At 63.1% G+C, this 25,778-nt stretch carries 22 protein-coding genes; 12 read left to right on the top strand and 10 right to left on the bottom strand.

Features of this window, described 5'->3' with window-relative positions; all coding sequences use genetic code 11:
- Positions 1-23: 23 nt before the first annotated feature.
- The 4 genes from wecB to QRN04_RS07985 all read right to left on the bottom strand — a co-directional run bounded on the left by wecB (position 24) and on the right by QRN04_RS07985 (position 4,534).
- The gene (wecB, locus tag QRN04_RS08000) at positions 24-1,166 is read right to left on the bottom strand and encodes a non-hydrolyzing UDP-N-acetylglucosamine 2-epimerase (RefSeq protein ID WP_284975485.1); all 1,143 of its coding nucleotides are present in this window, start codon (positions 1,164-1,166) and stop codon (positions 24-26) included.
- 409 nt (positions 1,167-1,575) lie between these two features.
- Positions 1,576-3,225, bottom strand: coding sequence for a hypothetical protein (locus QRN04_RS07995; protein WP_284975484.1), 1,650 nt, complete (start codon positions 3,223-3,225; stop codon positions 1,576-1,578).
- A gap of 204 nt (positions 3,226-3,429) precedes the next feature.
- Positions 3,430-4,008: a YdcF family protein gene (locus tag QRN04_RS07990; protein ID WP_284975483.1), complete on the bottom strand. Its 579-nt coding sequence runs from the start codon at positions 4,006-4,008 to the stop codon at positions 3,430-3,432.
- Positions 4,009-4,069: 61 nt separating this feature from the next.
- Positions 4,070-4,534, bottom strand: coding sequence for an Lrp/AsnC family transcriptional regulator (locus QRN04_RS07985; RefSeq protein ID WP_284975482.1), 465 nt, complete (start codon positions 4,532-4,534; stop codon positions 4,070-4,072).
- A gap of 172 nt (positions 4,535-4,706) precedes the next feature.
- Here QRN04_RS07985 and pdhA point away from each other — a divergent pair, with 172 nt between their 5' ends.
- Genes pdhA through QRN04_RS07970 form a run of 3 tightly spaced genes read left to right on the top strand, consistent with a single transcriptional unit; the run spans position 4,707 to position 8,487 of the window.
- Positions 4,707-5,933 (top strand): pyruvate dehydrogenase (acetyl-transferring) E1 component subunit alpha, encoded by a 1,227-nt coding sequence (gene pdhA / locus QRN04_RS07980; RefSeq protein ID WP_284975481.1) that lies wholly within the window; start codon positions 4,707-4,709, stop codon positions 5,931-5,933.
- On the top strand, positions 5,930-7,030 hold the full coding sequence (locus QRN04_RS07975) for an alpha-ketoacid dehydrogenase subunit beta (protein WP_284975480.1): 1,101 nt from the start codon (positions 5,930-5,932) through the stop codon (positions 7,028-7,030). Before pdhA ends, QRN04_RS07975 begins: the two co-directional genes overlap by 4 nt.
- Positions 7,031-7,032: 2 nt before the next feature.
- On the top strand, positions 7,033-8,487 hold the full coding sequence (locus QRN04_RS07970) for a dihydrolipoamide acetyltransferase family protein (RefSeq protein ID WP_284975479.1): 1,455 nt from the start codon (positions 7,033-7,035) through the stop codon (positions 8,485-8,487).
- 87 nt (positions 8,488-8,574) lie between these two features.
- Here QRN04_RS07970 and QRN04_RS07965 read toward each other — a convergent pair whose 3' ends face one another.
- From QRN04_RS07965 to QRN04_RS07955, 3 genes are all read right to left on the bottom strand, one after another.
- Positions 8,575-9,366: a YcnI family copper-binding membrane protein gene (locus QRN04_RS07965; RefSeq protein ID WP_284975478.1), complete on the bottom strand. Its 792-nt coding sequence runs from the start codon at positions 9,364-9,366 to the stop codon at positions 8,575-8,577.
- A gap of 110 nt (positions 9,367-9,476) precedes the next feature.
- Entirely contained in the window at positions 9,477-10,094 is a 618-nt protein-coding gene (locus tag QRN04_RS07960; protein ID WP_284975477.1) for a hypothetical protein, read from the bottom strand.
- 85 nt (positions 10,095-10,179) lie between these two features.
- Positions 10,180-10,761, bottom strand: a complete 582-nt coding sequence (locus tag QRN04_RS07955; protein WP_284975476.1) for a copper resistance CopC family protein — start codon at positions 10,759-10,761, stop codon at positions 10,180-10,182.
- Positions 10,762-10,899: 138 nt separating this feature from the next.
- Between QRN04_RS07955 and QRN04_RS07950 the strand changes: the two genes are divergently transcribed.
- The 3 genes from QRN04_RS07950 (at position 10,900) to QRN04_RS07940 (ending at position 14,557) form a co-directional block, all read left to right on the top strand.
- Positions 10,900-12,393, top strand: coding sequence for a polysaccharide pyruvyl transferase family protein (locus QRN04_RS07950; RefSeq protein WP_284975475.1), 1,494 nt, complete (start codon positions 10,900-10,902; stop codon positions 12,391-12,393).
- A 112-nt stretch (positions 12,394-12,505) separates the two neighbouring features.
- On the top strand, positions 12,506-13,381 hold the full coding sequence (locus QRN04_RS07945; protein WP_284975474.1) for an MBL fold metallo-hydrolase: 876 nt from the start codon (positions 12,506-12,508) through the stop codon (positions 13,379-13,381).
- Positions 13,382-13,492: 111 nt separating this feature from the next.
- Positions 13,493-14,557 (top strand): hypothetical protein, encoded by a 1,065-nt coding sequence (locus tag QRN04_RS07940; RefSeq protein WP_284975473.1) that lies wholly within the window; start codon positions 13,493-13,495, stop codon positions 14,555-14,557.
- An 81-nt stretch (positions 14,558-14,638) separates the two neighbouring features.
- Here the strand turns inward: QRN04_RS07940 and QRN04_RS07935 are convergent, their stop codons facing one another.
- On the bottom strand, positions 14,639-15,694 hold the full coding sequence (locus QRN04_RS07935; protein WP_284975472.1) for a hypothetical protein: 1,056 nt from the start codon (positions 15,692-15,694) through the stop codon (positions 14,639-14,641).
- On the opposite strand from QRN04_RS07935, the gene QRN04_RS07930 reads away from it, so the two are divergent.
- The 3 genes from QRN04_RS07930 (at position 15,675) to QRN04_RS07920 (ending at position 20,528) form a co-directional block, all read left to right on the top strand.
- Entirely contained in the window at positions 15,675-16,286 is a 612-nt protein-coding gene (locus QRN04_RS07930; RefSeq protein WP_284975471.1) for a hypothetical protein, read from the top strand. The genes QRN04_RS07935 and QRN04_RS07930 overlap by 20 nt on opposite strands.
- Before the next feature lie 86 nt (positions 16,287-16,372).
- On the top strand, positions 16,373-17,590 hold the full coding sequence (locus QRN04_RS07925) for an MFS transporter (protein ID WP_284975470.1): 1,218 nt from the start codon (positions 16,373-16,375) through the stop codon (positions 17,588-17,590).
- A 142-nt stretch (positions 17,591-17,732) separates the two neighbouring features.
- On the top strand, positions 17,733-20,528 hold the full coding sequence (locus QRN04_RS07920; protein WP_284975469.1) for a S8 family serine peptidase: 2,796 nt from the start codon (positions 17,733-17,735) through the stop codon (positions 20,526-20,528).
- A 48-nt stretch (positions 20,529-20,576) separates the two neighbouring features.
- Here QRN04_RS07920 and QRN04_RS07915 read toward each other — a convergent pair whose 3' ends face one another.
- Positions 20,577-21,488: a phosphatase PAP2 family protein gene (locus QRN04_RS07915; protein ID WP_284975468.1), complete on the bottom strand. Its 912-nt coding sequence runs from the start codon at positions 21,486-21,488 to the stop codon at positions 20,577-20,579.
- Positions 21,489-21,538: 50 nt separating this feature from the next.
- Positions 21,539-22,273 (bottom strand): DUF2510 domain-containing protein, encoded by a 735-nt coding sequence (locus QRN04_RS07910; RefSeq protein WP_284975467.1) that lies wholly within the window; start codon positions 22,271-22,273, stop codon positions 21,539-21,541.
- A gap of 102 nt (positions 22,274-22,375) precedes the next feature.
- On the opposite strand from QRN04_RS07910, the gene QRN04_RS07905 reads away from it, so the two are divergent.
- From QRN04_RS07905 to menD, 3 genes are read left to right on the top strand one after another with little or no spacing between them, the layout of a single operon-like run.
- On the top strand, positions 22,376-22,981 hold the full coding sequence (locus tag QRN04_RS07905) for a hypothetical protein (RefSeq protein WP_284975466.1): 606 nt from the start codon (positions 22,376-22,378) through the stop codon (positions 22,979-22,981).
- 38 nt (positions 22,982-23,019) lie between these two features.
- Positions 23,020-24,042, top strand: a complete 1,023-nt coding sequence (locus tag QRN04_RS07900) for an o-succinylbenzoate synthase (RefSeq protein WP_284975465.1) — start codon at positions 23,020-23,022, stop codon at positions 24,040-24,042.
- 21 nt (positions 24,043-24,063) lie between these two features.
- Positions 24,064-25,773: a 2-succinyl-5-enolpyruvyl-6-hydroxy-3-cyclohexene-1-carboxylic-acid synthase gene (menD, locus tag QRN04_RS07895; protein WP_284975464.1), complete on the top strand. Its 1,710-nt coding sequence runs from the start codon at positions 24,064-24,066 to the stop codon at positions 25,771-25,773.
- The last annotated feature ends 5 nt before the right edge of the window (positions 25,774-25,778 follow it).

Genomic DNA, 25,778 nt, shown 5'->3' with positions numbered 1-25,778 from the left:
CGCTCTAACTCGTGTGCGGTTGCCTATGAAGAGAAATCGGCGATTCGATTGCCGACACCCAGTAGTTCTGCAACGGCGGCAACTGTTCGTGCCGCTGCCCTGCCATCGCCATATGGATTAACAGCGTTGGCCATCGCGTCGAAAGCATCCGGCTGATTAAGAAGGCGGTCAACCTCTTTAACGATTCTTTCTTCATCCGTCCCGATCAACGCGACTGTGCCTGCAAAGACCGCTTCGGGCCGCTCGGTGTTTTCTCGCATGACCAGAACCGGCTTGCCCAAGCTGGGAGCTTCCTCTTGGACGCCGCCAGAATCCGTCAGTACAACGTGCGCCAGCGACAACATGCGGGTGAACTCACCGTAGGCAAGAGGCTCGGTGACGATCACGTTCGCTTTGTCTTCGATGGCAGGCAGGACCGCTTCGCGAACGGCAGGGTTTTTGTGAACGGGCAGGACGACGAGCAGATCGGGTTCATTTTCGGCGATCCGGGCGAGGGCACGGCCAACCCCGCGCATGGCGTCCCCTTGGTTTTCACGACGGTGAGTCGTCACCAACAGAATCCTCCGCCCGGATGCGGCCAACTCCTCTAAACGAGAGTCAGAGAAGGGAACATTCTTGTCAACGGTGGTGAGGAGAGCATCAATCACGGTGTTTCCGCTGACGACAATGTCTTCCTCAGCAATTCCTTCGGCTAGGAGGTTTGCTTTGCTTGTGCTGGTTGGCGCCAAGTGGAGGCTAGCGATCTGGCTGGTGATCTTCCTGTTTGCCTCTTCCGGAAAAGGGGAGAACAGATCGCCACTGCGAAGGCCCGCTTCCACATGAACAACAGGGATGCCGTGGTAAAACGCTGCAATAGCGCCTGCAGTGGAGGTGGTGGTGTCTCCTTGGACGATGACTGCGTCCGGTTTGTTGATGGTAAAAAGCTTGTCCAGGCCATCGATTGTTCGCGTCATTATTGCCGACAGCGACTGGCGCTGTTGGAGGATGTTTAGATCATGGTCTGGGACGATTCCAAAAAGATCGTTGACTTGATCGAGCATCTCACGGTGCTGGCCGGTTACAGTGACGACGCAATCGAAGTCGTCTGACTGCTGGAGAGCAATGACGATGGGAGCCATTTTGATGGCTTCCGGACGGGTACCGAAAATTGGCATGACGCTGGGCATGGATTCCCCCAATAGCAATGGCTGACCAGCCGATGCTATCGCACAGTCAATCGAGGTGATTAATCCATGTGACGTTAGGAATTGACTAGCCGGCCAATATCAGGCTCAGCAGGAGGAGGGGGATGCTGAGGGAAATGAGAGCCACCAGGGCCAGGGCGACCCTGCGTTTCTGCCGAAAGGTTACCGCACTCCGCCCAAGTGAGCCCGGGGTCCCGCGTCCTAGGAAGCGGTGTCTCCGCATGTGCCGTGGAGATGGCAAGAGGGTGGTAGGTCGCCCCATAAGATTCGCCACCCGTTCGCTCCTCAGTTCCGTCCATGACGCGTCGACCAATCAATTCTTACACTGAGGAACGGTTGCAACCACCCTCACGATCCTGGAGGAGGGGATGGGGTGCTTTACCCGGCCTGCTCAGCCTTGATCTGAATAAGGTGCGTCGTTTTTCATGCCTGCACCGTTGAGTACGTCGATCAGGTAGTACTTACCGGATCCCAGCGATGTGTTGCCAAGCGATGCCATCACAGATTCAATCCGAGGATTTATGCCTTGCTGCGTGCCGTAATTCGGGTTGTAGCTTGTTGCTGGAACTGTCTTGTTAAAGGTTTGGCCATTGACGTCTGTCCACCTCACCTGAACGGTGCCTCCGCTCAAATTCTCCCCCGTGACGAGAACATCCCCGTTTCCATAGAAGATTGAGTCCGTGATGACCGGAGTGGCGCTTGCAGTCTTCATTCGCTGGAACATGGGTGTGAACGTTCCCGTACACGTGTAATACGGGTCCCACATGAAAGAGATGATCTTCGTGGGGCTGTTGCCGAGTTGCTGGAGTTGCCTGTCAACACGCGGCTTGGTCGTCTGGCCCCGAAGGCTGGTGTCACAGGGGTTCTGCGAGGTCGCTGGCGCCATGCCTTCCAAGTTTGCCCACAGCTGCGTCCCGGTTCCGTCGACGCCGTCAGCCATCGCGGCAAAATAATCCCGGTTGGGTGCCAGATACTTGCTTCCCCATGAGCCGCTGCCAACTACGGACGCTGCGTACTGGTCCACGCTACTACCGCTTTCATTGCCGAAGAAGGCTCCGGTTTTCCCAGTCCCCATCCCATCCTGTACGGCAATAGCCAGTGAAACTCCGTTGGCTGTGGCTGCAATGTCGGCAATCGCCCGGCCAGCCTCATCCGGCGTGATGTTCGCTGCGGAAGCTATCCGAGTGTCCAGATACGGACTTATGACGGCGGCACGCGTAGGCATGTATTTCCTTATCGCCGCGTTCTGGAGCTTGTAGACGTCGAGGACCGGTGCCCAGATGGGGCTGTCACTGAGTGGCATCTCAGTGTGGTGGTAGAACCCCGCTAGCCCGGGAACGTTGTTGACTTTGCCTTCGTACTGGAGAAAGCGGTTAGTGAATGCGGTGAGTGTTGACTGGTACGAGAGATCAACGAGATAGGTGATGTCCGTTCTCTTCACAGGTGCAGGCATGCCCGTGTAGTACTTCATACCAAGTGTTGTTGCCGCCTTGGCCACAGAGACTGAGATGGAAGTGGTTCCGCCGTTGATGACGACAACGTCGTACAGGCCGTTGGAAGATGTGCAGGTTGTGCCCAGTGTTGGGAATACGAGGATTGTGTAAACGGTGTTCCCACTCGTGACCGTCTTGTCGCGAGGGCAGATTAGCGCCGGCGCGCCCCAGGAGTTCCCGTCTGAGTACGTGAAGTACCGATTCACTTTGACGCCGGACGTGGCCGCTGCGGCGCAGTTGACGCCCCCGATGGTGCAGGACGCGGGGACTGAGGCTAGGGTGGCCGGCTTCAAAAGCGATCCGAACGTAATGATGGTGTCCCCGCCTACTGACTTTATATCCGTCAATTTGGACATGTTAGTGGCATCGTTGGTGCTGCCATAGATGAAATAGCCGCTAATTGGATAGACGGGCGGTGCGCCTGCGGCCTGGGCAGGGAGCGCAGTCAGGATGCTGACCAGCAGTGCGAACACGGCCAAAAGGGTGGCGGTGATGTGTGGGGCAGGGTTAGTGGTGCGGGAGGGCGTCTCTACCTTTAACTTTGCCACGGGGGATCCTTGGGCTCGTAGGGTGAGACCTTGGACCTATGGGGAAAGGATGGCGCCGTGGCGGCGTAAAACTCAATACTTTGACTGATATCTTCACGCGTAAAACACAGCCGAAATCGAAGTGCTAAAAGTGAATTTAGTGTGTCAGCTCAACGGCATATCTTTACTGGATAAGTCACATGGGCCGAGAGCCTCCGGGCCTGGTCAGCCTGACTGAGTAGAGCACTCCGGCCGCACCCACGTGTCCAACAACCCGCCGGTTTCCACTACGAACCTGTCCAGCCACGCGGCCGGGGAGAGATCGGGTTCAGAACCAACCATTTGGACCTCGACGGCGGTGCACTGCCGGATCAGGGTCCCGGCGCGGATGACGTGATAGTCAGAGGTGACAACGGTGATCGATTTCCAGCCATGTTCCTTGATCAGCGCAGCCAAGGCATCGGCTTCGCCCCTAGTATTGAGCGGCTGCGGACGGAAACAAATCAAGCCGGGCTGGCCTTGCTCATCGTTACAGAGTTCGTCGCTATCAGCGTTTCCTGAAAGGCCCGTGGTGGAGACAACCAAGACGGGGATGGCAAGTTGGCTTTGGAGCTGCTGGGCGGCCGGCAGGCGTTCCCTGCTGAGGCCGCCGAGCACCACGATCGCGTCGGTGTGGTGCGGAGGGGCCTGGGGAGGGTTGTAGAAGAACTGGATTGACGCGATCAGCCAGAGCACAGGCACCAGGAAGATGCATACTGCTGCGATGCTGAGCCCACGCGCGGAGGAGGCGGTGTTGATGGGCATGGGGCCAGTCTAAGGTTCCTGAATGTGGGTTTGCCTCCAGCTTGTGACTGCCCGCTTGCCGCTACCGAGTGTCAACATCCTCAAAAACAAGGAACGTCTGGGTATCCAGAACCCCGTCCATGGACTGCAATTGGTCGAATATCACGCGGCGAAGGTGAATATTGTCCGTGGCGCGGACCAGGAGGATGACGTCGAAGTCGCCACCTACCAGCGCGATGTGGTGGATCTCCGGGATGGCCCGGAGCTGTTCTTTGAGTTCCCGCCAAGAGTGCTGCTGGACTTTCAACGTCACGTAGGCCGAGGACCGCAGCCCGGCTTTGATGGGATCCACCAGCGCGGTGAACTTGGTGAGCACACCTTCGCCGGTGAGCCGGGCAATGCGCGTATAGGCGTGGGCCCGGCTGATGTGGACGTTTTCAGCAACCTGGGTGATGGACATGCGTCCGTCAGCGGTTAGCTCCCGGATGATGTCCCGATCCACCGTGTCCAGTGGTACTGCGCCCTGCTCTGCTTCGGCCTCACTCATGGCTGCCTCCAATTCGTCTACAGCTCAGGCGCGTTACCCAGCTCACAAACACAATTCGTCTTTCAGAATAGCCAAATATTCCAAGCCTTTCCATGATTCTGCCGAGAGCTGGATACGAAACATCCCCAAGGAACATACTGGAAGCACATAGTGGCTAGAGAAGGATGGACCAATGACGATCCACGCAGATCACTCTGCGCCGGAGACGGTAGCAGGGGACCAAGCTGGTGACGTGCGGGCAAAGTTTGGCATCAGCGTTGAGGATTACATGCTTCCCGCCCGGCACCAGATCCAGATGGTGAACCCGGATGGCACCCTCCGTTCCAAAGATGAGCAGGGCACCGAACCTGGCCACGAGTACCCCACACCCGGCGACTCTGAACTGATGGCCGCCTACGAGAGGCTCGTCGTCGGGCGTCGCGTAAACGACCAGAACTCGGCGCTGGTCCGGCAGGGCCGGATGGCCGTCTACCCGTCCAGCCATGGGCAGGAAGCCTGCCAAGTCGCCGCTGCCATGTGCCTCCAAGAGGGTGACTGGCTGTTCCCCACCTACCGCGACGCCGTCGCCGTCATGACCCGCGGCGTGGACCCGGTCGAAGCCATGACCATCTTCCGTGGGGATTGGCACGGTGGTTACGACCCCAAGAAGTACAACGTCGGCATCCAGTGCACGCCGTTGACCACCCAGCTGCTGCACGCCGTCGGGGTGGCGCATGCTGCGAAGCTACGCGGCGAAGACACCGTGGTGATGGCCATGTGTGGCGACGGCGCCACCAGCGAAGGTGACTTCCACGAGGCACTCAACTTTGCCGCCGTCTTCCGCCTTCCCGTCATTTTCTTCGTGCAAAACAACAAGTACGCCATCTCAGTTCCGCTGAGCCACCAGTCCGTGGCGCCGTCGCTTGCCCACAAGGCTGTGGGCTACGGGATGGCCGGAGAGCGCGTGGACGGCAACGACCTGGTGGCCCTGATGGCCGTTATGGACCGGGCCGTGAAACTGGCACGGGAAGGCTCCGGCCCACTGTTGATCGAAGCCCACACGTACCGCATGCAGGCCCACACCAACGCCGACGACGCCACTCGCTACCGTCCCGACAGCGAAGTGGCCGAATGGCAGGCCAAGGACCCGCTGACACGCATGAAGGCGTACCTCACCGACAAAGGCCTGCTGGACGACGCCGCATCGGAACGGATCACCGAACACGCAGAATCAGTTGCTACGCAGCTCCGTGAAGGCCTTGGCGAGGACGTCCCGGTCCAGCCACTGGACCTCTTCAAATACGTCTTCTCCAAGCCCACCCCTCAGCTGAAAGAACAGTCCGACATGCTCGCCGGCGAACTCGCCCGCGCTGAAAGCGCCGGTAACACCGATAACTCCGGAACGGAGAGCGCAAAATGACCGTCACCACAACTGCCACCGGCACCACTACGGCAAACGTCAGCGCGGCCACGGCCAGCGCGGCAGCATCCGCGGCAGCAACTGCCGAGGCAACGGGACCGCAGAGCCTCACCATGGCCAAAGCGCTCAACACCGCCATGGCCGACGCAATGCGGGCAGACCCATCCGTCCTCGTTTTCGGTGAAGACGTCGGCCTGCTCGGCGGAGTCTTCCGCATCACCGACGGACTGATGGCCGAGTTCGGGGAACAGCGCTGTTTTGACACCCCGCTGGCGGAATCCGGCATCGTGGGCATGGCAGTGGGCATGGCCATCAACGGCATGCGCCCCGTCATCGAGATGCAGTTCGATGCTTTCGCCTACCCGGCCTTCGAGCAGATCGTCAGCCACGTGGCCAAGATGCATAACCGCACCAAGGGTGCCCTCAAAATGCCCATGGTCATCCGCGTCCCCTACGCGGGCGGCATCGGGGGAGTGGAGCACCACTGCGACTCCTCCGAGTCCTACTACGCACACACTGCCGGCCTGAAGGTCTACACGCCGGCCACCGTGGCCGACGGTTACCGGATGCTCCGCGAAGCCATCGACTCCGATGATCCCGTCATGTTCATGGAACCCAAAAAGCTGTACTGGTCCAAGGACCAGGTGGACTTGGGTGCCCTGCGCGCAGAGCACGACGCCGGCACCTCCACCGAGGGCCGTGCCGCCGTCGCACGTCCCGGCACTGATGCGACGTTGATCGCCTACGGTCCCTCGGTCCCCACGGCCCTCGCCGCAGCCGCTGCCGCCGCCGAAGAGGGGCGTTCGCTGGAAGTTATCGACGTCCGGACCCTCGTCCCCTTCGACGACGAGACCGTCTGCGCGTCCGTGCGGAAGACCGGCCGCGCCGTCGTCATCGCCGAAGCGCACGGGTTCGCGTCCGTGTCCTCGGAGATCGTGGCACGGGTCCAGGAGCGGGCGTTCCACTACCTCGCCGCCCCGATCCTCCGGGTGACCGGCTTCGATGTTCCGTTCCCCTCTCCCAAGCTGGAGCACTACTACCTGCCAAGCGTCGATCGCATTCTCGACGCCGTCGACGATCTCCAGTGGGAGGACTAACCATGAGCTCAGACATGCAGGTATTCCGGCTGCCGGACTTGGGAGAAGGCCTCACGGAGGCGGAGCTGGTGAACTGGCTCGTCGCTGTGGGCGATGAGGTCCGCGTGGACCAGCCCATCGCCGAAGTAGAGACCGCCAAGTCCATGGTTGAGGTGCCCTCACCTTATGCCGGCACCGTGGCCGAGCTCCACGGAGCGGCCGGTGAAACGCTCGACGTCGGCAAGCCGCTGATCTCGATTGCCCGGGTGGGTGCCGCCTCGGCTCCGGTCACTCCCGCGGCCTCTTCTGACGGACCGTCCGCTGTGTCCACGGGAGTCGAGGTAACACCCGCCGCTGACGCTGCAGCGGAGACATACCGGACCGAGGAAAAGGCCGGCTCCGGCAACGTGCTCATCGGCTATGGCACCCCCGGGGGAGCAACCGGCGGCCGGACCCGCCCGCGGAAGGGGAGCATCGCCGTCGCGGACCGTGCGCCTGAACCTGCAGTGACCGAACCCGCTGAACCGTTGGTGTCCCGGACACGAGTCCCGGGAAAGCTCAGTGCCGTGATCTCACCGCTGGTGCGGAAGATGGCACGGGACCACGGTGTGTCGCTGGATGCCATCAATGGTTCCGGTGCCAGCGGACTGATCATGCGTCGGGACGTGGAAGCTGCGATCTCCACGCCGGAGGCTCCAGTCGCTGCTCCGACCGTACCTGCCGTTGCGGCTCAAGTAGCTGCCGAGGGTTCGCTGGACGGACGCACAGGCTTGGCCGTTTCTTCCCGAACGGCTGTTCGCGGTGTTCGGAAAGCCGTTGCGGCCAACATGACCCGCAGCCGCTCCGAAATCCCTGAGGCAACAGTGTGGGTGGACGTCGATGCCACCGCGCTGCTCGAGATGCGCGCCGAACTCAAGAAGCGCGCTCCGCAGGACACTCCCGGCCTACTGGCCTTCATTGCTCGATTTGTCACGGCTGGGTTAAAAAAGTACCCGGCGCTCAACACACGTTTTGAGACATTGGGAGACGGGTGCCAGGAAATTGTTGGATTCGACGGAATCAACCTGGGTTTTGCAGCCCAAACAGATCGGGGACTCGTGGTCCCGTCCGTCCGTAACGCGCACACGCTCAGTGCCCGCGAACTGGACGCGGAGATCCGCCGCCTGACCGCCGTCGCACGTGAAGGCAAAGCGACGCCCACCGAACTGGGCTCGGGCACCTTCACGCTGAACAACTACGGGGTGTTCGGCGTAGACGGCTCAGCCGCCATCATCAACTACCCCGAAGTCGCCATGCTCGGCGTGGGCCGCATCATCGACAAGCCCTGGGTAGTAAACGGCCAACTTGCCGTCCGCAAGGTCACCGAACTGACCCTCGCGTTCGATCACCGGGTGTGCGACGGCGAAACGGCCGCGGGCTTCCTGAGGTACGTTGCGGACGCGATAGAAAACCCTGGCGGGGCGCTCGCGGACATGTAAGTTCCCCAGTCCTGACACCAAAAAGCGAGTTAAACATCTGTGACCAGCCTTCCAGCTGGTCACAGATGTTTAACTCGCTGGCTACCGTTACTTGGCGGCGTGCTCCGGGTTCTCTGAGCTCACCGTCTGGTTGCCGGCATCTACGGTTTCAGCATCCGTGCCGGCGTTGTTACGGCTTCGCTTGCTGGCCGGACGGGTACGGATGAGCGCGATCACGCCAGCGATAAGGCCGAGCAGGCCGGCGCCAAATCCAACCCATCCCGCGGTGCGGCCGCCGTTCTCCGACGTGGACGCCGAAGCGGCCGTGGTGGACGCCGACGTCGCGCCGTCCTTTGCGGTGGTGACGAACGACGGCGCGGGGTGCTGCGGTTCGGGCTGGCCGTCAACGGCCTTCTGGTCCCACTTCACCACGGTGCCGTCAGTGTAAGTCTGGGTTGCCGGAAGCGTGATGGTGGTGCCCTCGGCCGGCAGGACCCCAACGGAAAGGGAGAAGGACTGGTACTCGTTCACACCAATCTCGTGCGCCTTGTCAGCAGTCCAGACCACCGAAGTGACAGCCTTGGTCAGGGTAGTTCCGGATACTGTGACCGGCTTGGGCAGGGTGGTGGTGACGAGGCTGGCCTTCCAGCCGTCGATGGGCTTAACCGACACCGAGTTGAACGGCGTATCGGTGGGGAGCGATACCTGGATCTTGCTGGTTTTGGCCTTGGCGGATTCGTTCGGGACGTTGAAGGTCAGGTGCGTGTACCCGCCAGCGGCGGGATCGTCAGGATCCACCTTGACGTGGGCTGACGCGGCGGAGACGCCGAAGGCCAACAGGCCGGCAGCCATGACGGCTGCCGAGGTGGTCTTGATGGTGCGTCGGATGGAGTTTTTCATGGCAGGGATGTGCCTTTCACAAGGAGTAAAGGGTAAGGAAAAGTGATGTTGAATCAATGCGCTGTTGCAGAGCGTTGCCGCGGCGGACCTTCTCCACAGTGAGAAGCGGCTCAGGCGGCGTGCAGCACTGACGGCGGCCCCCGCCGGGAGGGCAACCGAAGGCCCAGGCGGCTGCGGAGCGGAACCGGCGGTGCAAGGAACGGATGCGCGACTTGGGGTGTCCTGAGGGGTGCCGGGCGTGGCAGCCGGATGAGTGGGCGGAGCCATGCGGCCACGGCCCACAAGGATTCTTCGCCTCGGGCCAGCACCAGTGCTGTCCCGAGCGTGGCCAGAACGTGGGCAGCCACCATGAGGAGGCCGCCGTCGCCAGCGTTGTGAGCGGGCATGATGGTGGGCAGGGCCCCGATGGAGGAGGCTGCAGAGTGGGCAGCGTGCCCGGTGAGTACCGGCGTCGCCGAATCCGCAGGGCCAAGCGAGGCAGAAAACGCATTGAAGGACCAGTGAAGCCACAACTGCCCGGCGCCCAGTAGCCCGATCAACGCCGGCCAGGATAGCCGGAACTGGGTAAGGACGGCCACCGGGACCATTGTGAGGGCGCACAACGCCGTCAAGATGGCAGGCTCGGGAAGGACCCCGCCGCCGGCCGAGTGACCACCGGCGGCCAAACCCAAGACGACTGAGCCAATGACCCCCGTACGGAGCATTCGGAAAGAAGCGCGTGCAGTCACCGGCGCTCCTTTCAGGGAATCATCGAAAAGCCAACAGGCATCTGAAAGATCTTACAATCCGGTGGAGGCGTTTCCACCGAGTGACTTAATCATTGGCCTCAGTGCGGAGCCGTCGCCGCACGTATGCGCCCACCGCGATGAGGCCAGCGAGCACCACCACCGCTCCCACGGCGAGGCCCCAAGGGAACTGCGGTGACTGTGCCGTCGTCGTGGATGCCGTCGCGGACGCCGACGTCGCCCCCGCCGAAGTTGCTGCCGCCGAAGCGTTCGAGGTTCCGGCGGTGAATGTGAACGTCCCCTCTATGGGGTGCGAGTCCGAAGATACGATCCGCCACACCACGGTGAACTTGCCTGCCGGTGCGCCTGACTTGATGTTCTGCGTGACGTGGTTATCCACGATGCTCACGGGACCATCGGACTGGTTGGTCCCGGACTGATCCTTGACGAGGATCTCGGAACCGAGGGCCAGCGGAGTGTGGTCGAATGTCAGGTGCACCGCGGAAGGGACCTGAGTCAGCACTGAGCCGTCTGCCGGATCTGTAGCCTCGAGCACGTCGTGTGCCAATGCTGGAGCAGCAGGCCCCACTGCCAGCACCACCGACGCACCAAACAGTGCCATCACCAGTGCCAGACTCCGCAACGGCCTCTTAGCGGACCAACGACCCATAACGTTTCCTCCGCATCAACCACTTCAATTGTTCTATCCAGTGTAGAACGGAGCACCTCGAGAGCGATGTGCGCGTTCACTGGAACGCGGACACCCATTAAGCTGAATACTGTTTTTGCCTTCAACCACCGGGGAATCGTGCGAATCGTAGTTCTTGGAGATATTGGCCAGCCCGTTTACCACGTTGGCGACGAGGCGATGACCCACGCCGTGGTGGCTGAGCTCCGGTTCCGGGGAATCACGGATATAACCTTGCTGTCCCGAAATCCCGAGGAAAGTACCCGGTTGTACGGCACTGCCGCCGTGAAGACGCTGGAATTCCCGTGGCCCCCCAACCGCCGCGAAACGTACCTCAAGGAAATTCAGTCCGTCCTCGCGGGGGACTCCAACGCGCTGCCTTCCGATGATCAGGTCCACCCTCTGATCCAGACGATTGCATCCTCGGACGGCGTGGTGATCGCCGGCGGCGGAAACATGAACTCGCCGTACGGTTGGCTGCTCTACGAGCGTGCTGCGGTGGGAGCAATCGCCAAGGCATTGGGTAAGCCGTTAGTCATCTCCGGGCAAACTGTTGGCCCCGTGCTTACCGGCCCGGACTACGACACAGCGCTGGAACTGTACCGTTCAGCGGCCTTATCCAGCGTACGCGAGCGCACGTCCCTGCAGATGATGCGCGACGCCGGAGTCCCGGCAGGCCTCACCCTGGACGATGCAAGCTTCCTCATCAGCGATCCGACCAGCCGCCCCGAGCCGTCCTCAGCGTCGCCCACGTATTCGCCCAGTCCGGAGCGGCCATTCCTCGTGGCCAGCTTCGCAGGCGGAACCGGCGCCATGGACAAGGATGACTTCAACCAGCGTGTGGCAGAGCTGCTGGACAGAATCGCAAAGGCCGGCGATCTCGACGTCGTGATGATTCCGCACATGTCGCATCCCGGCAAAGCGGATCTGGACATCGAAACTCACGAGGATATCCGGCGTCGCATGACGTGGGACAGGGTCACCGTGTGCGGGCAATTCACGGCGGAAGAGGCCGCGGCCCTCACCGCACAGGCCGAATTGGTGGTTGCGAGCCGGTACCACCCGATTGTCTTTGCCCTTTCAGCGGGTGTGCCATGCCTGGGACTCGCTGTGGATTACTACGGAGAAGTCCGGCTGGGCGGTGCGCTGGCCAATTGGGGCCTCGGCCACACGTTGAGGTCCCTGCGTCATATAGTGACCCCCGAATTTGATGAATTCGTGGATGAATTCTGGAGCCGAAGGGACGAGATCCGCTCATACCTTCTAGAGCTGAGCCCGGCGCACGCCCGATTCCAGGGCGACTGGTGGGACGCCGTCGTACGCGCCCTTAGGGGTGCGTCCGAAGAAGCCCCGGTCTTGGGCACCTTGGCGCCGGCTTTTCCGGAACTGGATTCCGGAGAGCACCCTGTGGCAGCCAAGCTGACAGCGAACAACGAGTCGCATATTGGCCACCAGTCCGTGGAATTGTTCCGGCTGACCCATGCACTCGAGGACACCACCGCTACCTTGGCTGCGGTTGAGGCTGAAGCCGCCCAACTCCGGCTACAACTCGGGGCCCTGGAGTCCAGCCGGGTAGTCCGGTTGGCGCGGTGGCTGAGGTTGCTGAGGCGCTGAGCCGTGCACCAATCCCTAGCCAACGCACAGCCGGTCTTCCAACAGCCAGCAGGGTTCCGTGGGTAGAGTAGAGGCCTGAACATCGCCGGATTGCACTGATACGGAGAACTCATTGTCAGCTTGGCTTGAACTTGGACCAGACAACTACGTCTTGGAAACCGAGGGATCGTTACTTAACACCGGGCTTGTGGTGGGCTCTGAGCTTGCCATGGTGATCGACACCGGTTGCGGCCCACGTCAGGGCCGGGAGATCCTCGCTGCTGTCCGCGAGAAGACGCAGCTGCCGCTGGTGGTGGTGAACACCCACGCCCACTACGACCACTTCTTTGGGAACGCGGTTTTCGCGGACGACGGCGTCACGGAGTTTTGGGCCCACGCCAACTGTGCAGCGGCAATCGAACGCGACGGCGACAATCAGCGCCGCTTCGTAGCCACCAACGAACCCGAGATGGCCGCGGGGGAGGGCGACGCCGTCGGGATTGTGGTCCCTAACGCCCTTGTTCGTGACCAGCCGGTTCTCGTGGACCTCGGTGGAATCACGGCGACCCTTTTCTACTTGGGCCGCGCGCACACCGACGGAGACCTGATGGTGGGCACCGCCTCGACGCTGTACGTGGGCGATGTGGTGGAGCACGGCGCTTACCCGTCCTTCGAGGATTCCTATCCCGAGGAGTGGGCCGATGCCCTGAGGCACATCTCTGCGCTCCGGCACCGCTACGAATTCCTGGTCCCGGGACACGGCAAACCAGCCAGCGACAGTTTTGTTAAGACCATGGCGGACACCATGGGTACAGCCGTGCGGCAGGCCACCCAGTCCATACGTGACATGCCCTCCGATGCCACCAAGGCCATTCCGGTGCTGCCTTACGGTCCTGAACAGTCGCGCTGGTTCATCAAGAGGCTCCAGGAAACCAACGCCCAACACGGACGGGTTTCCTTGGCCACACCGGATTTCGGCCCTAGCTCCACCGGCTCCTACCCCTCATGACAGGTTCCTTACAATTTTCGTGATTGGTTCCTCCTAACCATGGACTAATTGCTGCCAGGGGTTTTAGGATGAAGGCGACCATCGGTTTCGCGACTACCTGGGGGTGTCGAGATGACGGGTTCACGCGCTTTCCCGCGTGCTACCAGCATTCTCCGCTCTGTCATGGTCGCGGGCGCTGGGACGGCCCTCTGGATGGTCCTCTCAGCCACAGCTGCAAGCGCTGACTCAGGAACGTCAGGCAAGCACTCGCTCACGGATGGACTGACCTCAACCATTTCGTCCACTGTCTCCTCCGGTCCTGCCATCAGCATCCCTGTGCTCAATGTTCCGTTGCCCGCGCCCGTCAAGGCCCTGGTGCCACAGGAAGCGGTCCACGTTCCCGTGCCGGCAGTAGCACCCATCGTCCACCAAGTGAGCAACAGCGTTGACCACCTGGCGGGTTCGGCCCCGGTGGTTGGCAGTGTTGTTCCCGTCGGTACGGTTGGCGCCGTGGTCAATACCGTGGTGGTTCCTGCCGCCGGTGCAATAGACCACACGGTGCAGGTTGTGGTTCCCCCGGTCAACCAGGCCGTGGAACCCGTCCAGCTGGCCCCGGTAACTGATGGTGTGAACCCGGTTGTTGATCCGGTTGTCGGTGTGATCGGCGGCGTCCTTCCGCCGGTTGATTCCCTGACGCCGCCCGCTGGGATCCTCCCGGTTACTACTCCTCCGACGACTGCTACGCCTCCCACGACGGACCCAGGGTCCCTGCTCCCGGCGCTGCCTGACGCGGTTAAGGCGATCGGCGACGGCGTCGAAAGTTCCGCCGCCATCGCGGTGACCGAAGCGGCAGCGGGACGTGAAGCGACGGCTCGGACAGCCGGGTTCGGCACGGTTGCGATGTCCCAGGCCGGGAGCAATTTTGGGACCGCCGGTATCACCACCGTTCTCGATGCGGAGTGGGCACAGCCCGCCCCAGGAGACCCTTCGAACCTTCCGGTCGGCCCCGGCACGGTACCCGTTGGTGCCACTGGCGCGGGCTTCAGCAGTTCCCAGAACGGCCCTCCCGGTCCGGCAGCCGCCTTCCTTCACGGCGCGCTGATCATTCCTGCAGACCTCCTTACCGGCCCAAACGCGGCCAGCTACCAAGAATCACCAGCCCCGGTCTTCTCTGACCCCGGCTCCTCTCCTGACTAGGTTCCCAGCCCGCCGCTGATCGTTGCGCGGCATAAGGCACATTGGGCGCTCCGGAACCGGACGTCCCTGGAACCTAAAACTTCAGGAGAAGACCACCATGAATACGACCATCCGCACGTGCCTGATCGGCACCTGCTTTGCTGGGGGCGTCATCGTCCTCAGTGCGACGGCGGCCAACGCCGCCGACACCACCAGTGGTAACAACGGAACCCTTTCCGGCACCCAAGTGGTGGCGCCAGTTACCGCTCCAGTCAACGTCAACAGCACTTCGCTGGGAATCCTCGGCACATCGACCGCGACCTCCGGCACCGCCGCCCCATCGGGAACGTCGGGAGCCGCGCCGGCAGCCGGTACCAGCGGTTCCAAGGGCATTGGCTCAGGTACGCAAGTAGTCGCCCCGATTACTGCGCCAGTAAACCTGGGCTCGTCGTCAGTGGGTTTGTTGGGGGGTTCCACTGCGACGGGCCCGGCATCGTCATCCACTGCTCCGGCAGCTTCGGCTCCGGCAGGGGCCACGACCAATGGCTCGAAGGGCGCCGCTTCGGGTACACAAGTGGTCGCTCCGGTGACCGTTCCCGTTACGGTCGGTTCGACGTCGGCGGGCGTGCTGGGGGATTCGTCCGCTAGTTCAGCTCCGGCAGCTTCGACCCCGGCAGCTTCGGCTCCGGCAGGGGCCACGACCAATGGCTCGAAGGGCATCGGTTCGGCTACGCAAGTTGTCGCTCCGGTGACCGTTCCCGTCACGGTTGGTTCGACGTCGGCGGGTGTCTTGGGGGATTCGTCGGCTGGTTCCGCACCAGCAGCTTCGACCCCGGCGGGCACCGCTCCGGCAGCAGGTTCAAGCTCGGCTCCGGCTGGCTCAACGACTAGCGGCTCGAACGGCATCGGTTCAGGAACGCAAGTAGTTGCGCCGATTGCGGCGCCCGTAAACCTGGGCTCGTCGTCAGTGGGTGTGTTGGGGGGTTCCACTGCGGCGGGTCCAGCGGCGTCCACTACTCCGGCGACAGGCTCAAGCTCCGGGGCCACAACTAGTGGCTCCGGCGGTATCGGTTCGGGGACGCAGGTAGTTGCTCCGGTGACGGTTCCTGTGGGCGTGGGTTCGACGTCGGCAGGCGTCTTGGGGGATTCCGTACTCACGGCGGGTTCCGCTGGAACTCCCGGCGCAGCAACTCCGGCTGGTTCGAACGGAGGCACAACATCCGGCGATAACGGAGTCGTCTCCGGCACCCAGTTGGTCATCCCTGTTACTGCTCCCCTGAGCGTCGGCTCCGTCACCCTTGGCATCGGTGGTGCCTCCGCCGGTGGAGTGACCCCTCCGGCCGTCATCCCTCCAGTAGCCACGCCCCCGGTTGTCACCCCTCCTGCTGGCGGCACCAACAATGGAGGCGCTGACAATGGCGGCGCTGACAACGGTGGCGCTCCGACCGATAACGTCATCAGCACCCCGGCCATGGGCGGGCTCACCGAAGGCGTTATCACAGCAGGTGTGAGCACCGGCGCGGCTGACGCTGGAATTCGAGTGGAGGCTGCTGCCGCTATCACCGGGGCCGCCAAAGGTGCCGTTCTGGCAGCGCCCACGGCCGCCGTCGTCGGAAGCTCCCGCGCCTTGGCCAGCACCGGTCTGAATGCCGCAGTGATCGCTTGGGCCGTTGGCTTGGTGCTCATGGGCCTGGCCTTCGCGGCCGCCGGCCAGAGGAAGTCAGCCGCCAACGCCTGGTTGCTGGGGTAACCGTTCCACACTGAAGTTGCCGCGGTCCCGGAAACGGAACCGCGGCAACTACGGGCCGGTGACGCCGTGGTCATAGGATGAAGGCGATGACCACCACCCAAGCGAACCAAAACTTCAGCCTCCGCAGCATCGCGCTCCCGGCGTTCGGGCCCGCGCTTTTGTTCTGTATTGGCGAGGGGGCGGTGCTTCCGATCATCGCACTGTCCGCGCGGGACCTCGGAGCTTCGGTTGCTGTCTCTGCCCTGATCGTGACACTGATAGGTCTCGGTTCCTGGATCTTCAACATTCCGGCGTCCATCATCACCATGAAGTTCGGTGAACGGTGGGCAATTGTCGGAGCCGGTGCTGCGGGTGCGATCGCACTCGGTGCGGCTGCGTTCGCACCGCACATGGGCAACGGGATCTGGTTACTGGCCGTCGCCATGACGTTGGTGGGAATGTCCGCCAGTGTCTTCAACCTGGCCCGGCAGAAGTTCCTGACTGAGGCGGTTCCGGTCATGTTCCGGGCGAGGGCCCTGTCCACGCTGGGCGGCGTCACTAGGATCGGTATTTTCATTGGACCGTTTATCGGTGCCGGAGTGATGCAGTTCGCGGGGATCAGCGGGGCTTACTGGGTGGGGTTCGTGGGAATGATGGCGGCGGCAATATTGTCGCTCACCATCCCGGACCTGGTGGTCCCTGACGCGTCCGACGGCGGCCCCCGGCCTCCGGCGTCGACGTTGAAGAGCGTGGCGGTTTCCCATGCGGGAGTGTTCCTGACGGTGGGTTTCGGCATCCTTCTGCTCAGTGCGCTACGTGCTTCGCGTCAAGTGGTGATCCCCCTGTGGGCTGACAACCTGGGGCTCGACGCCACGCACGCGTCGTTGCTCTATGGCCTTTCCGGGGCGATCGACATGCTGGTCTTCTACCCGGCAGGCAAGCTCATGGACCGCAAGGGCCGGCAGTGGGTGGCCGTTCCTTCCACGCTGATCATGGGAACAGCCTTGATACTGATCCCCTTCACCGGGGGATTTGTGTCCCTGCTGCTCGCCGCGCTGTTGATCGGGTTCGGCAACGGCATCAGTTCCGGACTGATTATGACCCTGGGTGCCGATTTCTCGCCGGACAACGGGCGCAGTCATTTTCTGGGTATTTGGCGCTTCATCTCAGACTCCGGATCCACGGGTGGGCCGGTGCTGCTTTCCGGGCTGACCGCTGCAGTCTCGCTCTCCACGGGGATCTGGGCCACGGGCGTCCTGGGGTTTGCCGCGGCGGCCGTGTTCGCCGTCGCAATTCCCCGCCTTAAGCACCGCCGGAACTACTAAGGGGACCCTGCGACTATCCGGTGACGAAACTCACCGGAGATTCACAGGAAAGTCACCTCTCTGGATAAACTCAATCAAGCTGCGTTCGCGGCCAATTTTCGGTGCTCTTTGGGGGCGCTAGAGCAAAAGGGCGAAAAAATATATGCGAGACCACCGGAGAGCAGTACGCTCACGTCTCATTCTTGTCAGTGTGGCCGCCCTGTTGGGGACTGCACTTCCCGCTCTCCCGGCGGCGGCAACCGAAACGCCGGCTCCCACGCCGAGCGCGGGGCCGGTGACGCCGGGGACTGATTCAACCACCATTCCAACGGACCAGTTCATAGTGAAGTTCAAGGACCGGGCCGGCATTCAGTCCATCGATCCGCAGAAGTCCTTCAACCAGGCCGCAAATGCGGTGGGCGTGCCGGTCAAGAAGGTGCGCACCACGGGCTCGGGCGAGCAAGTGGTGCGCACTGACCGCAAGCTCGGCGGCCCGGAAGCCAAGAAGTTGGTGGCCACCCTGGCAGCCGATCCCAGCGTGCAATACGCAGAACCGGACGCTATCATGAGGCCCCTGGCGCTTGCACCGAACGACTCGCTGTTCAAGTATCAGTGGAACCTCGGTGCGGGGACAGGTGGAATCAACGTCCTTGGCGCGTGGGATGTCAGCCAAGGTCAGGGCAGCGTAGTGGCCGTGGTCGATACCGGGATTCTTCCGCACAGCGATCTGGACGCCAACGTTCTCCCCGGCTATGACATGATCAGCGACCCCGCGGTAGCACGTGACGGCGATGGCCGCGACCCCAACCCGCGGGACGAGGGCGACGCGACGTCGGCCGGTCAGTGTGCGGCCGGTGAGGCTGCCCGGAATTCCTCGTGGCACGGCACGCACGTTGCAGGCATCATCGCGGCAGTTGCCGGGAACGGGCAGGGCATTGCCGGCGTGGCGCCCAAGGCCAAGATCGTACCCGTGAGGGCTATCGGCACCTGTGGTGGCTACACGTCCGACATTGCCGATGGCATCAGGTGGGCCGCGGGCGGTTCGGTGAGCGGAGCTCCCGCCAATGCAAATCCGGCTCGTGTGATCAACCTCAGCCTCGGAGGCCAGGCAACCTGCTCCTCCACGTACCAGAACGCCGTCGACTTCGCTCGAAGCCAAGGCGCAGTGGTAGTGGCAGCGGCCGGAAACGACAACATCGATGCCTCTCAGATCAGCCCGGCGAATTGCCAGGGCGTCATGGCCGTGGGTGCCAGCACCCGGACAAACGTGAAGGCGTACTACTCAAACTTCGGCCCGAAAGTTGATATCTACGCTCCGGGTGGAGACATGACCAACAATGTCGTTGACGGCATCGTCTCCACGCTGAATGACGGCACGGACACTGCCGGCGCCGAAGCTTATTACCTGAAGGCCGGAACTTCCATGGCCGCACCCCATGTGGCCGGGGTCGCGGCTTTGATGCTCTCAAAGTTCCCGGCCTACACACCGGATGAAGTCAGAGCGACCATGCTGGTCACCGCCTCCACCGCCGGCGGCGTAAACCTTGTGAATGCAGGACTGGCTCTGCGCAATACGGCCCAGGACGCTACCCCTCTCCAATCGCAGGTCCCTGTCATCGACGGGCAACCTACCGTTGGTAACACGCTCTCCACCACCGCCGCAGACTGGGTGGGAATCGAGAGGGCAACGGTTGCCTACCAGTGGCAGCGGGACGGGGTAGCCATTCCCGACGCCGTCAGCCCCGCCTATACGCTGGCCCCCGCCGATGTAAACGCTGCCATCTCCGTGACGGTGACAGCTACCAAGAGCCATTTCCCGGCGGTCTCGGCGACGTCGGCGGCAACGTCTCCGGTGCAGGCAGGAACCCTGACCCGGGCCACTCCGGTGATCAGCGGTTCGGCCTATGTGGGCAATATGCTCTCGGTGGACGCCGGAACGTGGGGTCCGGCTCCCGTATCCCTGGCATACCAATGGTCCCGAGGTGGCGTTCCCATCGACGGTGCTACCGCCGCTCAGTACACACTGACTGAAGCCGACACGGGCGCGACGGTCACAGCAACAGTGACCGCGACCAAGGACGGTTACCAGCCGACGTCGGTCACTAGCGACGCCACGGCAGAAGTCGTGACTGCCGACAAGGCCGTGGCTCCAGAGCCCGTGACCTTCACCGACGCCCCGTACATGGCCGACGACAAGTACACCATCCCTGCCTCAGCGAACTTCGACTACCAGGTGGACGGAACAACGACGCCGGCAGGAACCTACCCGGCGCGCGGCCAGGTGAAGGTGGTGGCCAAGGTACATAGCGGCTTCGCGCTGTTGACCGGGGCCCAAGCTACGTGGACTGCGTACTTCAGCACCAAGGGACCCGCTTTCACGGCACCAGCCCAGTCACCGTTCACGGATGTGACCACCACCCAACCGTTCTACACGGAGATGGCGTGGCTGGCCGACCGGAAGATCTCCACGGGTTGGGTTGAAGCTGATAAATCCGTGACGTACCGTCCCTCGGCTTCGATCACCCGTGATGCCATGGCAGCCTTCCTGTACCGCATGGCGGGCTCTCCCGATTACACACCGCCGGCCGTCTCGCCGTTCACGGACGTCGCTACCACCCAGCCGTTCTACAAAGAAATGTCGTGGCTGGCCCAGACAGGAATCTCATCCGGTTGGATCGAATCTAATGGGTCCCACACATACCGGCCACTGACTTCGATCAGCCGCGATGCCATGGCCGCCTTCCTGTACCGTCTGGCCAACAAACCGGACTTCGTTCCACCGGCAACCTCGCCGTTCTTTGATGTGAGTCCGGGCCAGCTGTTCTACAAGGAAATGACGTGGCTGGCGGACCAGAGGATTTCCACCGGCTGGCAGGAGACGCCGACTACCAAGAGCTACCGCGCGCTTTCTCCGATCAATCGCGATGCCATGGCTGCATTCCTTTACCGGATGCCGTAAGGCTCACGGTCGGGACGAGCCGGCAGGGCCAGCGCGCCGCAGAGTCAGTTATATGCGGCGTGCTGCCCTGCCAAACAACCACGTGCCACCAAGGGCGGCTGCGTAGCCTGCCACGACTATGAAGGCCGTCCCGGCCCAGAAATAGTCCACGGTACTGTCCTGGCTCAGGCCAGGAAGGATCTGGGCAAGCGAATACGCTGCCACCACCACGCCGGCAAGCAGCGATGCGACACTAAGCCACACCCAGAGCCGTGAGGCTGCCCAATGTTCGCCGTACCCGTCCCAAACGTTCCAACTGCTGCCCGTGCGGAGAATGAGCCACCCTGCCGGGAGCATGACGGCCCCCACCACCAAGAAGGCAGCGACGACGTCGGCCGGGCGATGCCATTGGTTGATCAGGGTAGAGACACCCGTGGCCACGGCGAAGGTGCTCCCGAGGAAACCAACCAAGGGCCTCCATCGGGGCGACACCATCAGAAAAACCGCCGCAGCCGCGGATGCAGCCAGAGTGGTGTGCCCCGAGGGAAGTGAGTTGAAATCAAGGGTTTGGACACCCCGATTGGGCCTGTCCGGGATGACGAATTTCAGCAGCTGCGTGGCCAGGTTAGCGGCGACGCAGGCAAGCACCGCGATTCCCGCCGCCCTCCAACGGCGGCGGGCCACGGTCACGAAAAGAACCACGACGGCGGCGATCGCCAGCGACAGCATGGGCAAGAGGTCCAAGAACTCCGTGGAGGCCCTTCCCGCAGAACCACTCAATTCGGTGGCTTCGACCAATGCGGATTCGTCGATGAATTGACCGGCGGTGGTGCGGACAAAGAAATAGTACGTTGCGGCGATGCCGAGGAAGCTTGCCGCGGTGGCCAAGGTAAACAGCACGCCCGAACCCGCGCCCGCCTCGCGTTCCCGATGCGGCCGTTTGCTCGACCTGCCGCTCACGCGGAATTGCTGGTAACTCATTCTCTTAAGACTGCCACACAGACGGGGGACGCCGGACGACGTCGGGCGCCCTAGGCTGCGACCGAGTAGCCCATCGCTGCCATCATCGAGTGCAACATCGTGGATACCCAGATGGACACGGCCACCATGTCCACCACGTAGACGGCGATGAGCGCCCACACCGGCAGCAACCCGCGCTTGGGCGCCACTTTGTGCACGATCACTGAGCGTCCCACCACGTAGACCGCCCCGTTCAGGAAAGCCCAAGCCCAGTGGAACGGACGTACGACGCCGATCTTCAGCAACCGCTGGTGGTCCAGGTAGGCCAGGAAGACCATGAGCCCCCATGCCAGGAGGCCAAAGATCAGGGTCACGAAGTAGCCCGGGGTGTACATCGAAAGAGGATCGATCGTGTGCACGCCCTGGCGGGTGGTGATGTACCTGAACTGCGGCTGCCAGGTGGACAGCAGCAGGACGGAGACCAACGGCAGGAACGTGATGACCCAGATGAAGGGGTTGTATACAGGCGTCTGTTCACTGAGCTGGGTTCGCGGCTGAACGTAGCGCGCTGGCTGGTACGGGCCCTGATGGTACTGGCCTGGCTGGAATTGCCCCTGCGGGTACGGACCTTGCTGGAACTGGCCCGGCTGCTGGTACGGGCCGGGCTGGAACTGGCCGGGCTGCGGTGCCGCAGGCCGGAGGTGCGCGGTCCATGCCTGTCCATCCCACCACCGGACTTGGCGCGGATCAGCAGGGTCCGGGTACCAACCGGCTGGCGTCGTCGAACCGGGCATAGGCTGCGTCATGCGTCCCCCATAGTGAGTCGTGAATTCGAGGATATCGTGTTCGGTGTCATCTCTTTGCAAACGCCCCTCTACATCGTCGGCGGGACGGTGTAAGGATAGGTTATGACGTTCTTCGACGACATGCCTGAATCGACGCAAGGGTCGCGCAAACCCCGGCCGGTCAGGCCGGCTTGGGCCGGTCCGCCGTCGAACGAACTGCCGGGCGTACTGCACATCGGAGAGTTCCTCCACAGCAGCGAGCGGATGGTCTTGGCACTGAAACTGGTGGAGGTGTATTCCACGGGCTGCCTGCTGGATCTCGCTTGGACGGTCCGTCGGCGTGGGGACTCGGACAACCAATGGCGTGAGGTTATGGACCAGGGCTTCAACCATCCAGGATCGCGAACAGCGTGGGATAGCGGCCTGATGGTGGGCATTTCCTACGCCGATGGCGGCCGGGCGATCGCCGCGCAGGATGTTCCGGCCGTGCCCGGAAATGACGACGTCGCCGGGCCGGTTCTTGCCGTGTTGGGTCGAGGCGGTGGCGCCGCCAATGATGAGATGGTCCAAGCATCGGCACGCTACTGGTTGTGGCCGTTGCCGGTGGAGGCCGACACGCAGCTCGTGGCCCAATGGGAAGCGCTCGGGGTGCCTGAAAGCTCCCTGACGCTGTCCGCGGAAGAACTGAGTGCCGCGTTGGCGAACATCCGGACGTACTGGTCCGAATAGTCGTACTGGTCCCAATAGTCATTGTTTAGAGTGGCTCTATGCCCGAGCCTCTTCCAGCCATGCCCTCGATCGAGGAACTCCTCGAGTCCGCCCACGTTGTATCGCTGCCCATGCGGGTCAAGTTCCGCGGCATTACGGAACGGGAAACACTGCTCGTGCAAGGTCCGCTGGGCTGGGGCGAATTCTGCCCCTTCCCCGAATACGACGACGACGAATCCTCGCGGTGGTTGGCAGCGGCCTTGGAAGCGGGCTGGCTTGGCTTCCCGCGGACGCTCCGCGAGAGCGTCCCTGTCAACGCAACTGTTCCAGCCGTCCCCGCGGAGCGTGTTCACGAGGTGCTGGCCCGCTTTGGACGCGTAGATGCCGTCAAGGTCAAAGTCGCTGAACGCGGGCAATCCCTGACGGACGACCTCGCCCGCGTCACCGCAGTCCGGCAGGCCCTACCGGACGCCGCGATCCGCGTCGATGCCAACGGTGGATGGGACGTGGAGCAGGCCGTGGCAGCGCTGGGTGCCCTGGCCGCCGTCGAGCTTGAATACGCAGAACAACCCGTACCCACTATCGAAGGGCTGGCCGAAGTGCGGCGACGCCTCGCAGCCCAAGGAAGTCCTGTGCTGATAGCTGCAGACGAGAGCGTCCGCAAAGAGGACGATCCCCTTCGAGTGGCCCGCGCGGGGGCCGCCGACCTCATCGTGGTCAAGGTGGCGCCGCTCGGCGGAGTGCGGCGCGCACTGGACATCGTGTCCCAGGCCGGGCTGCCCGCCGTCGTAAGTTCGGCGTTGGATACCTCGATCGGCATCCGTGCCGGGCTGGCTTTGGCCGCGGCGTTGCCATCGTTGCCCTACGCCTGCGGGCTGGGGACGGTCTCACTGTTCGCCTCCGACGTGACGGCCGATCCTCTGGTGGCCGACGACGGCGCGATCCGGCTACGCGACGCCGTCGCCGATCCCGGACTATTAGAGCGGTACGCGGCCACGGGCGAACGCCGCGACTGGTGGCTGAAGCGGCTCCGCCGAGTGCACGCCGTGCTGGCAGGTACGGGCCCGCACGGGCATGCATAGACTCGCCCATAGACTGGAACGGTGACTTCCCAAGACTCCCTCACCTCTATCGCCGCCGCACGAATCGTCGTAACTGCGCTGCTCGACGGGGGTGTGCGCCATGTGGTGGTGGCGCCGGGCTCACGCTCGGCACCCATGGCGTACGCCCTCGCTGAGGCCGAGGCGGCCGGGCGGGTTCGCCTCCACGTGCGCATCGACGAGCGTGACGCGGGATTCACGGCCTTGGGACTTGCCCTGTCCACCGAAGCCCCCGTCGGCGTCGTGACAACCTCGGGAACGGCTGTGGGCAACCTCCTTCCATCCGTCATGGAGGCCAACCACGCCGCCGTCCCGGTGATTGTGGTCTCCGCCGACCGGCCCCAGGAACTCCATGGCACGGGAGCCAACCAAACCACCGCGCAACTGGACCTTTTTGGTGAGCACGTGCGTTTCGCCGTCGACGTTCCGGCCGGCGAGGATCCTTCGCGAGCTGTTGCCACTGCCCTCTACGCCGCCACGGGCGCACTGGAAGGCACACCGCCCGGACCGGTCCAAATAAACCTGGCGTTCCGCGACCCACTGGTCCCAGGGAACGGTGATGCTTTGCCCGCCACTACCGGCCACGGTGTTTTCCATTACGACGCCGGTCCGCAAGCGTTGGATCTGCCGGCGGCCTCCACCGAACTCGCCGAGCGCCGGACCGTGGTCCTGGCCGGGCACGATGCGGGCCCTATAGCCGAGGCCTTTGCCCGGGCCCACGGACTGCCCCTGCTCGCCGAACCGTCCTCCAACGCACGCTTCGGCCCGAACGCAGTGGGCCCCTACAGGCTCCTGCTCGAACACTTCGGGCCCGGGTCACCAACCCCGATTGAGCGCGTTGTCCTCTTCGGCCGGGCAACGCTTTCCCGGCCCGTAACAACGCTGCTGGCCCGTGAATCCGTGGAATCAGCGATTTACCAGCCCGTTCCCGTGGCATGGTACGAGGCCGGCCGGCGGCGCGAGGCCCCCATCGAAACCCTCCACGAACTGGCTGACTTTGCGGGCCGGGGCACTGCGGAATGGTTGGATGCCTGGCTCCTCGCCGGGGCAGCCGCGCAGCATGCCATGGACGGCGTGCTCGCTTCAGAGGACGACGCGAACGGTCCTGGCGTGGGAGCCGCTGTGTGGGAGCATGCGCGCGGACACCTTGTGCTTGGTTCATCGAACGGCATCCGCGACGTCGACCTTGCCGGGCGGCCGCCTAGGGAACCCGCGGCCACGGTCTATGCCAACCGCGGGCTGGCAGGGATCGATGGCACCGTTTCCACAGCGACGGGTATTGCGCTCGGAAGTGGACGGGAAACCACGGTGTTGCTCGGCGATGTGACCTTCCTGCACGACGTCGGCGGCCTCCTCCTCGGCTCAGGCGAACCGGTGCCGGATCTGCGCATCGTGGTCCTCAATGACTCCGGGGGTGCCATCTTCGGGCTCCTCGAACACGGCGCCGTCCAGGATTCAGGCGCCTACGGCACCGCCGTCGAGCGCCTCTTTGGCACGCCCCACACAGTGGACATCGCCGCGCTGGCTGCGGCATACGGCGTCGGATACAAAAAAGTAAGCACGACGGCGGAACTCGCCGTCGTGCTTACCGGGCCTTTGAAGGGCCGCACGATTGTGGAAGTGTGCACTGACCGTTCAGGCCTGCGCACCCTTCATTCGCGTATCAAGGATGCTGTTGCCGCGGCCGTGTCCCAAGTGTTGCTCGGGGCATAACCGCG

The sequence above is a fragment of the Arthrobacter sp. efr-133-TYG-104 genome (assembly GCF_030208915.1).
GTDB lineage: Bacteria > Actinomycetota > Actinomycetes > Actinomycetales > Micrococcaceae > Arthrobacter.
Note: the sequence above shows the minus strand (reverse complement) of the source record. Positions and strands in the feature narration are given on the sequence as shown.